This window comes from Acetobacter pomorum, assembly GCF_002738225.1.
Classification (GTDB): Bacteria; Pseudomonadota; Alphaproteobacteria; order Acetobacterales; family Acetobacteraceae; genus Acetobacter; species Acetobacter pomorum.
The window spans coordinates 25984-38449 of sequence record NZ_PEBQ01000153.1 but is presented as its reverse complement, the minus strand read 5'-3'; the positions used below and the strand labels follow the sequence as shown (position 1 = coordinate 38449).

At 46.0% G+C, this 12466-nt stretch carries 11 protein-coding genes; 4 read left to right on the top strand and 7 right to left on the bottom strand.

What is annotated here, in order from left to right:
• Positions 1 to 212: 212 nt before the first annotated feature.
• From CSR02_RS12575 to pxpB, 6 genes are all read right to left on the bottom strand, one after another.
• A complete protein-coding gene (locus CSR02_RS12575; RefSeq protein ID WP_099541870.1) occupies positions 213 to 2681 on the bottom strand; it encodes a TonB-dependent receptor plug domain-containing protein in 2469 nt (822 codons plus the stop codon).
• A gap of 230 nt (positions 2682 to 2911) precedes the next feature.
• Positions 2912 to 4132, bottom strand: coding sequence for an MFS transporter (locus CSR02_RS12570; protein ID WP_042787841.1), 1221 nt, complete (start codon positions 4130 to 4132; stop codon positions 2912 to 2914).
• 130 nt (positions 4133 to 4262) lie between these two features.
• Positions 4263 to 5174 carry a DMT family transporter gene (locus CSR02_RS12565; RefSeq protein ID WP_042787888.1) on the bottom strand — a complete coding sequence of 304 codons (912 nt, stop codon included), beginning with the start codon at positions 5172 to 5174 and terminating at the stop codon, positions 4263 to 4265.
• A 124-nt stretch (positions 5175 to 5298) separates the two neighbouring features.
• A complete protein-coding gene (locus CSR02_RS12560; protein WP_099541869.1) occupies positions 5299 to 6060 on the bottom strand; it encodes a LamB/YcsF family protein in 762 nt (253 codons plus the stop codon).
• Positions 6057 to 7064 carry a 5-oxoprolinase subunit C family protein gene (locus tag CSR02_RS12555; protein WP_099541868.1) on the bottom strand — a complete coding sequence of 336 codons (1008 nt, stop codon included), beginning with the start codon at positions 7062 to 7064 and terminating at the stop codon, positions 6057 to 6059. Before CSR02_RS12555 ends, CSR02_RS12560 begins: the two co-directional genes overlap by 4 nt.
• On the bottom strand, positions 7061 to 7762 hold the full coding sequence (pxpB, locus tag CSR02_RS12550) for a 5-oxoprolinase subunit PxpB (protein ID WP_042787844.1): 702 nt from the start codon (positions 7760 to 7762) through the stop codon (positions 7061 to 7063). Before pxpB ends, CSR02_RS12555 begins: the two co-directional genes overlap by 4 nt.
• A gap of 336 nt (positions 7763 to 8098) precedes the next feature.
• Here pxpB and CSR02_RS12545 point away from each other — a divergent pair, with 336 nt between their 5' ends.
• From CSR02_RS12545 to CSR02_RS12530, 4 genes are read left to right on the top strand one after another with little or no spacing between them, the layout of a single operon-like run.
• A complete protein-coding gene (locus CSR02_RS12545; protein ID WP_099541867.1) occupies positions 8099 to 8851 on the top strand; it encodes an SDR family oxidoreductase in 753 nt (250 codons plus the stop codon).
• 12 nt (positions 8852 to 8863) lie between these two features.
• A complete protein-coding gene (locus tag CSR02_RS12540) occupies positions 8864 to 9313 on the top strand; it encodes an acetyl-CoA carboxylase biotin carboxyl carrier protein (RefSeq protein WP_099541876.1) in 450 nt (149 codons plus the stop codon).
• On the top strand, positions 9310 to 10707 hold the full coding sequence (gene accC / locus CSR02_RS12535) for an acetyl-CoA carboxylase biotin carboxylase subunit (protein ID WP_099541866.1): 1398 nt from the start codon (positions 9310 to 9312) through the stop codon (positions 10705 to 10707). Before CSR02_RS12540 ends, accC begins: the two co-directional genes overlap by 4 nt.
• Entirely contained in the window at positions 10676 to 11128 is a 453-nt protein-coding gene (locus CSR02_RS12530) for an acetyl-CoA carboxylase biotin carboxyl carrier protein (RefSeq protein ID WP_244176997.1), read from the top strand. The genes accC and CSR02_RS12530 overlap by 32 nt, the downstream gene beginning before the upstream one ends.
• A 95-nt stretch (positions 11129 to 11223) precedes the next feature.
• On the opposite strand, the gene CSR02_RS12525 is transcribed toward CSR02_RS12530, so the two are convergent.
• Entirely contained in the window at positions 11224 to 12426 is a 1203-nt protein-coding gene (locus tag CSR02_RS12525) for a pyridoxal phosphate-dependent aminotransferase (RefSeq protein ID WP_099541865.1), read from the bottom strand.
• Positions 12427 to 12466: the final 40 nt, after the last annotated feature.

Below are 12466 nucleotides of genomic sequence, written 5' to 3'. Positions count from 1 at the left end.
CAAGCGCGCCAGCTCCAACCGCTCCTCCAGCCCGCAATACATATCGGTCCCCTCCCCCTTCATGTTGAGAGACGTCACTTTTCAGCTTATCGGAGTGTTCTGAAATATTTTGCATTATGCTCTCGCTGTTTTTATACCGGCCTGAGCTGCCTGTTTTGGCAACTCAGGTTGGGTCAGCCATGATTTTAAAGTATTAAATTATTTTTATTCCTTTAGAAATCCAAAGAAGTTTTTACATAATACATGCCACCGCTGAACCCATATGGAGAATAGGATGCATATTTGGCAAGACCCTGCTGCGTATTGGCAATGGAGCTTGGCACGCGCGTAGGATGCTTATTGCCAATATTGTTAGCACCAACGCCAATTGTCCAACGTGGGAAAATTTTATAGTCAACTTCCAGATTGGTGATAAAGCCTGGATTTTGCTGGAAAGGCACACTCCCTGCTCCCGTAGGCGCTGCCATATAAACAATAGAGCCATAACGGAGTTCTTGCGCCATAACAGACCACTTACCGCGCGTCCAATTTACACTGATCTGTTCACGGTTTTTGGGCGCTGAATGAAGAACCATCATCTTGGTATATTCATTCACCAAATCAGACTTTGCCGAACGGATTTCGTTATCCGAGAAATTGATACCCATGGCAAAACGGAACTGACCAAGATTTTTTGTGTGCAGAGTATAATCCGCGCTCAGATCCCCCCCAAATGTCTGCGTATTATACAAGTTTGCATAATATGAAAGCGATGTTGCACTTTCCAAATTGGCGTTTTTCAACATTTCCAAAAGAACAGAGTCATTCTGGTCAACCGAATAGGTTTTTGTACTTCCCATTCTGCCGTTAATGGCAATGTAATACAGATTACCTGTGACATGGAAATCATCAACCGGCGTTGAATCAAAACCAATGGAATAACTACGGGAATATTCACCTTTCATGCTGCCTGCACCAAGATATTTGGCAATTTCACTACCAGCAGGAATTTGGTCTACCGTATAACCTGGATATGGAGCAGAATAGAAGTAGTTCATCGCTCCCAACGTTGGCGGACGGTACCCTGTATTTACATTTGCACGGATAGCCCAACGTTTATTAAAGTTATAACGCGTGCCAACAGATCCTGTTTCTACTGTTGCAATATTGTTGTAGCTGCCAACACGCCCTCCCAATGTCCATTCCCACTGTTTGGTCACATAGAAATCAAGATTAACGTTACCTTCATAAACATCGCGGTTTTGATAGGTCGCTGCCATGGGAACGTTACCTGGGTGATCTGTCGCACCCATCCCACTCCATGATGCCATTTCACCTTCAATCATCTGGAAAGTGTCATGACGATATTCACCACCAAACCGCAGATTGATTGGACGCGGTGCCCAATCTGGACGGAAGGAGCGAGACCCACGCAAACCGGCTGTCAATTCTGTTGCAACCGAAGCACCATCGTAAAAAGATGTTTGTGTACTATCAGGAATTGAAACATTTTCGGAATTTGTTGTGCGATAATTCTGTTTGTCACGGGCATAAGTCACGTATGCATCCCATGCAAAACCGAACTTGCGCGCCTTGATACCATTATCGGTTTCAAAATCCAGCTGATCCATTGCAATATAAGGCTGGTTGCCTGCAGGATACAAATCTGGATTGATCCATTCATCAGATGCAGTGTTGGCCCGATATGTTTCAGGCACATTGGCACGCCGATGAGAAAATGTTGATGTACTGTAAAAATTAAATCCGCTATCTGCCAACGGTACAGACATATTTTCACTAATTGTTTCCAGTGTGGATTTAGGAATACCTAGACCACGCTGCACATTACGGTTTGCTGTTTCATTTCTGGAATCATCAAATAATGTTCCATAAAAATCGCCACCACGTGTTGTTGGCAATTGATGGGAAATCTGAGCAGCCAGATCCAGATAACCACCATTATGGCCCAAAGCCATGCCGTAATTGGCAGAACCATCCAGAGCCTGGCCATCTCCTGCATAATAACCACTATTTTTAAAATTGACTGTGCCACCATGCGTATCATGCTTCAGCACAATATTTACAGCACCGGCAATGGCATCCTGCCCATAAAGAGCAGAAGCACCTTCTGTAACAACTTCAATATGATCGATAGCTGAAACTGGAATGAGAGAGATATCGGCAGGTTCACTCCCCCAGTTTGTGCCAGAATTTGAATTGAAATTTGCCCCAATATGACGCCGATGACCATTTACCAAGATCAGCGTATCATCAGGAGATTGCCCACGCAGCTGCATGGTTTGCACAAATGAACTTGCACCCCCACCAGGCAAAGCCGCTGTTGTAATAGCCGGGTTTGCCTGCGCCAAAGCTGACAGCACATTTGTCTGGCCGGTTTTTAACAGTTCGGCACCCGTCACTACTGTCACTTGCGTCGTACTGTGCCGCTGCGTTACCGGAGAGAATACCGAATTACTGGAATGTCCACCAACCTCAACAGCCTCTTCCCCACCATGTAATGCTGTAAGATTTTTGCTGCGTTTTGTAGAAACTACTTTTGTGCTTCTGCTTTTTTTAACAATAACTTTTTGTGGTTTTGTTGTTGCTGTTGTATCTGCTGCAAAACCACTTTCTGCCGGAATGAGAGCACCGAATGCCACACTCGCGACAAGCGACAATTCAAACTTGGAGATCCTGGCCATCGCATCACCCTCAAATCCGGTAGGATTAAGAAAATATCTGATAAAATTATGATACGATTTCGTTACGTTTTTGGCGTCATATTGAATATTGATATATCTCCCCTGCACTCTGCTCAGAGCTGAAAACCAAATAAAAACTATCTATTTTTACACAAAAAAATCCCTGCAAAACCACGTTAGACGTTTTGCAAGGATTTCTTGAAGAAAAAACACCTAATAACCAGAGATATTTATGACATAACAATTGGTTTACGTACAATTAGCAACGAAATAACTCCGGCAACAATAAGTGCCACCGAACAACTATACCATGCCATATTAAAATTTCCTGTATAGGAAACAATATATCCTGTTAAAATTGGCGCAGTAAGACCCAGAGCATTACTAAATGTCAGTGTAACGCCGGTAACAGATCCAATTTTTTGGCCATCGTGCAACATATCCGCCAACATGGCTGTATTGGCACCATTTGCCGCTATCAAACAGCAAAGAGATACGGACAAGATAATGAGAATAGGTGTTTCCTGATGAAAAAATGGCAGAATACCAATCATCGCGCTGCCTATAATGCAAAATGCAACAATAAAACGACGATGACTAGGATCTGAATGATTTCGGAATACGATATGCTCCGCTACACGCCCTAAAATAATAGCGCCAATGGCTCCTAGAACATAACATCCTGCTGTGCCACTTCCTGACCCAATAACATTAATATGTAATTCATGAATAAGATAAAATGGTACCCAAGACATCAAAAGAAAATTTAAAAAGTTCTGGGTACATTGTACGACCAAAATACCGCAAAACGTTGACGAGCGGAATAATGAACAAATCTCGGAAATCCGGATCGGTCGTACACGTGGTTGCATGGCTATTTTGGCTGGGTTTTTATAAAGAAACCACCATGCAAGCGCCCATATAAGCCCTACAACACCCAAGGCCATAAATTCAAACCGCCAACCTACTTTTGCAATTAAATAAGCCCCAGCAATTGTTCCACCAGCAAGGCCTATTTGCATACCGGTTAGCAATACAGTCATCACTGTTCCACGTTCCTGAGGTTTAGCCCAGTTTCGAACAATGGTTGCACCTACACCAAATGTTGGAGCTTCTCCTACCCCCAGAAGCATACGCGATAAAATAAACTGGGTGACATTTTGCGTAAGACCCCCAAGCACCATAGCGCATGACCAAATGGAAACAGCCAAACTACCTACTAGACGCGCACCAACAAGATCTAGCAAGATTGTTGATGGCAAATTCAGCAAAAAATAAGACCAAAGAAAACTGGAGGAAACCCAGCCCATCTGCACAGAAGAAAGGGAAAACTCCTGCCCCAATGCAGGCAATGAAATAGAAAGAGCTGCGCGATCTCCGTAACTGATGACATACATCAGAAAAATCATAGTGAAGAATATGTATCTTGATGAACCTGCAGCCTTGTTCATATCTTTTCTATCCTTCAAACCCGCGGCCCCAAAGAACCATCCTGCATCACACAGATCATCAATATTACTTACGATATCGTAACATTATGAACGCAATTCACCTGTTGGCAAAAGGAAAATATCTTCCTAATTACGCGCCAGATGAAGATTCTGTTTCTAAAACCACTTTTTGTTTCTGTGGTCTTTCATGCCGCAACATCCATAGGCCCGAACCAATAATCAATAGGCCACCAACAAACATGGCAACACCAGGAATTTCATGAAATCCCAGCCACCCAATCAGTGCAGCCCAAATCAAACCACAATATGCAAATGGCCCAATGGCAGAAACTTGTGCCGAAGCAAAAGCCTCTGTTTGTAAAACCTGCGCAATTCCTGCAAAGGCACCAACAGCAATAAGGCACAACACATCAGCCTGCGTTGGCATTTTCCAGACAAACGGAAGAGCTATGGCCGTAGCAACTGTCATTAAAATAGCTTGCCACATTGCTATTGTTGTACTTTTTTCTGTCGCAGAAAGCTGTCGGATCTGCATGGTTGTTAAAGCTCCTACAGCCCCCTGCCCCAATGCCACTGCATAAGCCCATGCCGGTACCGTACCATGCCCTGCACCCAGCAAACCTTTACCTGTTGCAACAACAACAACCCCAACAAACCCGATCCCAACAGCAATCCACCTTTGTACAGACGGACGTTCATGCATCAATGGAATAGACAGCAAAATGAGAAAAAGTGGTTGTGTATAAGAAAGAACCTGCTGCTCAGCCAATGGTAGGTGTGTTACGGCCACAACGGTCATAATCATGCTGATAAGCCCCACAACAGAGCGCATGACATGACCACCAAAATGATGTGTTTTTAAAACAAGACCGCCACGTAGTGCGATAACAATAACAAACGGCATCGAAAAGAGATTTCGAAAAAACACAATTTCAACAACAGAAAGAGTGGAACCTGTTATTTTCTGAAGTGCATTAAGAAGGGCTGTAAACAATGTTGCCAGCGCAAGCAGGTAAGCACCCCGTGCCAAATTATGCTGCATGGCCATTATTGTTCTGCCCTGGACAGAAACAGATTTCTTTTTTCCTGTCCCTTTACGTGCACAATCATCTCTCTTTTCTTACTGCTTATTCAGCTAATTCATTGTCTTGCTTAAAAATGACAAATCAGTGGGTATCGGCAGCAGCAATTTTTCCACCTATTGCGTTAATCTGATTTGCAATAGCCTCTGCTAATTTATCCGAACCGGCTGTATCGCTATGCACAAGTATAGAGCGCGAATGGATAGGTAAATCTTTACCGTCAATTGTGGTGACCTGACCTGTTTCCAAGAACTTTTTGACACGCTCTTTTACTTTAGCCAGATCATGAATAACGGCTCCTTCCTGCCCACGTGGCACCAAAGCACCGTTGGACTGATAGGCACGATCTGCCAAAAAAAGATACCTTACCTTTAAGCCTGCTTTTCTGGCAGCCAGATCAATAGGATGTCCTTCCATGGCGAGCATCACCAATTCAGGATCAATTTTAGCAATCACCCGTGCCAAACGGTCTGCCAAATCCTGGTCTGCATTCGCCATATTTCCAAACGCTGCATGATAACTTACATGCCCCACGCGCATATCATGCTGGGCAGCAATACCTTTAAGCGCGCCAATCTGGTACGCCAGCATGGCTTCCATTTCTCCTGGGCTCACCACCATGGCTCGGCGCCCAAACCCCATAAGATCAGGCAGACCAGGATGCGCTCCAATGCTCACGCCGTGTTCTTTTGCTGCCTTTACAACACGGTCCATAATAAGATGATCACCCGCATGAAAACCACAGGCAATATTTGCAGATGAAATCACTTTCATCAGGGCACCATCATTGGCAACGGTCCACCGACCAAAGCCTTCGCCAATATCAGCGTTCAAATCAATCTTCATGATTTTTTACCGGCTTTTCCGGTATCCCTTCTGATGAGTGATTTTCTATAAAGTGCGCTGGTATTGCAGATATCATTCAAATACGAATCAACATCTCGCATCGCCTGCAAACCTTCTGTCTGATCGCATTGCTGCAACTGAATGTAACTTCCGATACGTGCCTGTGCGAGACGCCACAAATCAGCTTCAATTACAGTTGCAATCCGTGGGTAACCACCTGCCGTATTGGCATCCGCCATCTGAACAATAGGTTCCCCAGCAGGAGGAACCTGAATAAGTCCTGGAATAACACCGTAAGAACGCAACTCAACAGGATGCTGCAAATGCAGTGCTCCGCCTTTTAGACGGTAACCCAGACGGTTGCTTTGTGCCGTAATCTGCCATGATGCAGACCAGAAGTGCCTGCGTGCCTCTTCCGTAAACAGGAAATAGTCAGTTGCCGGAATGGCACGTAATGTTACAGTTTTTTCCTTTTCTGCTTTACATGCACCGTTGAGCACCAGCGATGGTGGAAGCACACCAAAACCATCTGCAACACACCCTCCTGCACCTGCAAGTTGGTCACCCTGCTGCAAGGAGCGACCATGATAGCCGCCAAATCCGCCGCGCAATTGGGTACTGCGTGACCCAAGAACCTCCGGCACATCAATGCCACCACACACACAAAGGTACATCCGCGCACCAATGGTCGGGTGATCAATTGTCAAGATATCCCCTTCTTGGGCAGAAACTATAGACCAAGGAAGAATTTTTCTTTCGCCAAGTGTTAATGTCCCCTCTCCTCCCGTCACAACAAAACTAAGCGGTTTGTCGAAACACACTTTGAAAGGAAATGTCTGCACTTCAATACAGGCTGCATCTGGAGCATTTTCCAACAATGCATTACCACAGCGCAAAGCCAGCAGATCCATAACACCAGAAGAACTTACCCCCAGATGACGATAGCCAAACCGACCGGCATCCTGCACACTATTGAGTACACCTGTTTCAAGAACTGTAATCACACTTCGATACTTTCAGCATAAAAGCGGATCTGATCTCCCACAGCAAACAAGGCTGGCGGATCACGCTCAGGATCAAACATCACAAGATCTGTAAATCCAATGGAATTCCAGCCATTTGGTCCTGTCAAAGCAGATATCCCGGCTTGTGGACCACCAATTGTGACTGTGCCAGCCAACATTTTTAAAGAAGGAACAGATTTGCGTGGCGTAGCAAGGCGCGGGTCTAGTCCGTGCAGATATCCAAACCCTGGCACACTCCCCAAGGCACATACGGTATAAAGCGGAGCCTGATGTAGGGTGATCACATCCTGTGCGGACATACCACAATGTTCAGCCACACGAGGCAAATCTCCCCCCAATTCTCCCCCATAGCGCACGCCCACTTCAAACAAGCGGCCTTTAATATGCTTTTCTGGCAATGTTTCCCATGCCTTACGCAACCAGCTTGCCACAGCTTCTGGATTTTCAGGTGGGACTGAGAAAATCAACATCAGATTGGTAACACCGGGCATAACTTCTTCAATATCTGCCCGCTCCGCACATGCATCCATCAAAGCCCATATACGGCGCTGGTTCGCAAGGGTGAACGCACCGGGGGCCTCAAACAACATGGCCCGTGTTCCAATCATACTGATGGTTGGCGTATCTACTGAATGGCCAGATGAATTGTTTTTCAACATGGAAAGAGTATCTGTCATAAATGCACCGCCTGACCACCCCGATTGAGTTTGAGGCATAAACAACACGAACACTGAAAGAAGAGAGCGATCACCAAAGACATCCTGTTCATGGCATTACGTATTGTATGCGTAACGATAAAGGGAGAGAGCAAAGCCCGGCTAACATTATCTTCGTGTGATGATATACAATAATCTTATGACCAATTCACAACACGGACACATTGGATAATCTTATGACGCAAGATCGAACTCATCTTGGTCAACACATTATTTCATCTCTAATGTGAAATGACTTGGTGAATTCTGTCTTTTATCAAAAGTAGATCAATCCATATTTTATCGGGAACTTATGCCATGACACATCAGCCCAATCGCACTGCACTTGTTACCGGCGCCTCATCTGGCATTGGCGCTGCAACCGTACGCCGCCTGCGAGAACTGGGGCTGGAAGTACATGCCGTTGCGCGTGACAAGACACGCCTGGACAAATTGGCTGAAGAAACCGGATGTATTGTGCACGCTGCAAGCGTTGCGGATCTGGATAAAATGGCCGCCATTTTCAAAGACCACGACATTGATATTCTTATCAATAATGCTGGTCAGTCCCGCACAGGCAATATCACCAATACAACTGAAGAAGACATTGATGGCTTAGTAGACATCAACCTGCGCGCTGTTCTCCAACTCACGCGTCTGGCTCTTCCGGGAATGATCGCCCGTGACCGCGGTCATATTGTGAATATTTCTTCCATTGCTGGGCATTATGCCTTTGCGGGTGGTAACACGGTTTATCATGCCACCAAAGCTGGTGTACATTCCCTTTCACAACAGTTACGCTGTGATCTGTTCGGCAAAAATATTCGCGTAACGGAAATTTCTCCAGCCCGTGTGCAAACTGAAGTTTTTGGCCGCCTGATTGGCAATATGGAAGAAGCGCAGCGCCGTTTCTTTGATGAATATGATTCTCTGCTGCCAGAAGATCTCGCCAATTCCATTGCATTTGCCATTACAGCACCACAACGCATGAATGTCAGCTTTATGGAAGTATTGCCCACCATGCAGGTTGTTGGCGGCCTGAACTTTGCAAAGAAACCCACCAAAGCCTGATTGCTGATAACCATGAATACTCAAGCTCTTAAAGCGCTGATAGACCTGTTTGGCCGTGCTCCGCTCCGTGAGCTTGAGATTTCGGAAGGCGGCCAGACCCTTAAAATCACGCGGGCAGAACAGGAACAGAATGCAACACCTTCTGCCACTCCTGTTTCTACCACTTTGCTGGCAACACCATCGGTATCTCCTATTCCTGATGAGCCAGCAGAAATCCCGTCATCTCAAGAGCTTTTGGTAACCGCCCCTATGTATGGGACACTCCATTTATCTCCCGCGCCCGATGCCCCACCTTTTGTGGCCGTGGGAGACACTCTTCATGCCGGACAACAGGTAGGTCTGATTGAAGCCATGAAAGTTTTTACACCTATTAAAACTGAAATTTCTGGATGCGTTGAAGCCATTCTCGTGCCAGACGGCAGCGAAGTTGAGGCACATCAGCCTCTCATACGTCTGTCATGAGCGCGCGGCTGCGCTTTAAGCGCGTTCTGATTGCCAACCGTGGAGAGATTGCGCTGCGTATTCAGCGCGCCTGTCGGCAGCTTGGGCTGGAAACCGTTGCTGTTTATTCAGAAGCCGATGCCCAAAGCCGCCATGTTCTGGAAGCTGATATTGCATTGTGCATTGGCCCCGCCGCCGCTGCGCGTAGCTATCTGGATGCAGCGGGTATTATTCTGGCAGCAAAAGTTACAGGGGCATCTGCCATTCATCCCGGCTATGGTTTTTTATCTGAAAATGCTGATTTTGCAGAAGCCGTTGAAAAAGCAGGCATAACTTTTATCGGCCCTACGCCAGATTCTATCCGCCTGATGGGGGATAAAATTACGGCCAAACAAACCATGCAAGCCTCTGGTGTGCCCTGCGTGCCTGGCTCTGATGGTCCATTGCCAGAAGATGAAAGCGCCATTCTGGAACTTGCCAATTCGGTAGGGTTTCCAGTTATTGTTAAAGCCTCTGGCGGTGGTGGCGGCCGCGGCATGCGGGTTGTTTGGGCTGCTGATGAACTTATCAAAGCCGTAGCGCTGACACGTAAAGAGGCGCAACAGGCATTTGGCAACCCAACCCTGTATCTTGAACGCTTCATGCAAAAACCCAGACATATTGAAATTCAGGTTTTGTGTGATACGCACGGTACTGCCCTGTGGTTAGGCGCGCGTGATTGTTCTCTACAGCGCCGCCATCAAAAAGTTCTGGAAGAAGCCCCGCCACCGGGTATTCCGCCAGAACTCATTGCGGAAATTGGTACACGTTGCGCACAGGCTTGCCGTAATATCGGGTATCGTGGAGCAGGCACATTTGAGTTTTTGTATGAAGACGGCATTTTTGCATTTATTGAAATGAATACGCGCTTACAGGTTGAACACCCTATTACAGAAGAAACAACGAGCATTGATATTGTTTGTGCGCAGATTGAAATTGCGCAAGGCAAACCACTCAATATAACACAAAGCGCTATTCAGACTTCTGGCCATGCCATTGAATGCCGGATTAATGCCGAAAATCCATTTACATTTGCGCCTTCTCCCGGCCCCATCAGCCGGTGGGACTTACCGGGTGGGGCCGGCATTCGTATGGATACCCATATTGTTGCAGGCAGCGTCGTGCAACCGTATTATGATTCTCTCATTGCCAAGGTTATTGCGCATGGAGCGACACGGAAAGAAGCCATTCAACGGTTGAAAGTTGCCTTGGATGAAATGCGCGTTGCAACAATTGAAACCAACATTCCGCTTCATCAGGAATTACTGAGTGACCCGGATTTTCTCAAAGGTGGCGTTGATATCCACCATCTGGAACACTTGCTGGAAAAAAGGAAAAACCCTGATGACAAAGCCTCTCTCTCTACCGATATTTGAAAACCTGCCAAATGCAGAAGAAATTGTGCAAATCAGTCAATGGTTAAATGAAGCTGGCCTAAACTCTCTGGAACTTTCCAATGCACATGGCACACGTTTTCGTATTTGCGTTGAAACAGCAAAAAATCCAGCTGAAAGCAGCCTACAACAGAATATAGTGGCTACCCAGCAGGTATCTACAGATATATCTATTACAGCCCCTTATTTTGGCCATCTGCTACTATGTAACCCAGTAACCATGGAAACATTCGCACCAATTGGAAGCTCTGTTTGCAAAGGTGCCATTGTTGCCATATTGCAAATTGAAGACCTTACCTTGCCCGTTACAGCCTCAGACAATGGAACAATCGTTCAGATCCTTGCCAAAGATGGTGATCTGGTTGGGTATGGTCAGCCTATTTTAAAGATTCAATCGCAGTAAAATTTTGTACTTTTTAAAATTCTTTATAATGACAAAAACATTCCCATCCATGTAAGGATGGGAATGTTTGCAGAACTTCAAAAACAAATATTCCCTTACTTTAAGCCTCCTACAAACTTTGCAATCCGATCACAACCTTCGCGCAATGTTTCAACATCTGTCGCATAAGAAATACGGAAAAACGGGCTCATTCCATATGCCGTTCCCTGCACTGTAGCTACCTGCTGTTCTTCAAGAAGCCCCATTACAAAGTCTGTATCCGTTGCAATAACTCGTCCTGCAGCAGAAACCTTATTCATGCATGCGCCAATATCTGCGTATACGTAAAAAGCCCCCTGAGGCTTATGACAATAAATGTTGGGAATAGCATTAAGAAGATCGACTACAAGATCACGACGTGTTTGATATTCACGTGCGCGATCTTTCAGAAAATCCTGCGGCCCTTCCAAAGCGGCTACGGCTGCAGCCTGCGCTATTGTGTTAATCCCGCTTGTTGACTGACCTTGCATATTGTTCATAGCGGCAACCAGGTTTTTAGGGCCACCACAATATCCAACACGCCATCCTGTCATGGCATATGCCTTGGAGACACCATTAACCGTAAGAACCCGATCCTTCAAACGCGGCTCAACCTCCGCTATCGTGCAGAATTTAAAGTCATCATAAACAAGATGCTCATATATATCGTCTGTCATAATCCAGACATCAGGATACTTGAGCAAAACTGCTGCAATGGCTTCCATATCTGCACGGGAACAACAGGCACCAGATGGATTATTGGGAAAATTCAGAATGACCCATTTAGTGCGTTCCGTAATGGCACGATCCAGATCTTCTGCACGAAGGCTGAAACCATTTTCTGCCTTACAAGGTACTTGCACAACACTTGCGCCGGCAAGACGCGCTTGATCAGCATAACTGATCCAGTAAGGTGTTGGCAGAACAACCTCATCACCCGTATTACAGGTTGCCATAATGGCATCAAAAATAATCTGCTTGCCACCATTGGCGATCAGAATTTCATCCAGCGCATAATCCAGATTGTTTTCACGCAAAAATTTGTTTTGAACAGCTTTTTTAAGTGCATGCTTTCCAGACTGTGGGGGATATTTTGTATCACCCCCACGCGCAGCCTCAACCGCTGCTTCAACAACATGCGGTGGCGTAGGGAAATCCGGCTCACCAGATGACAGGCTAATGACCCGAATACCTTCAGCCTTCAAAGCCGTTGCTTTATCCGTCATTGCGGCTGAAGCTGAAATGGCAATTCCGTTAAGTCTATCTGCAAAACCCGGCATTACGCATACTCCGAATATATCCTTCCGCATGCACGAAAGA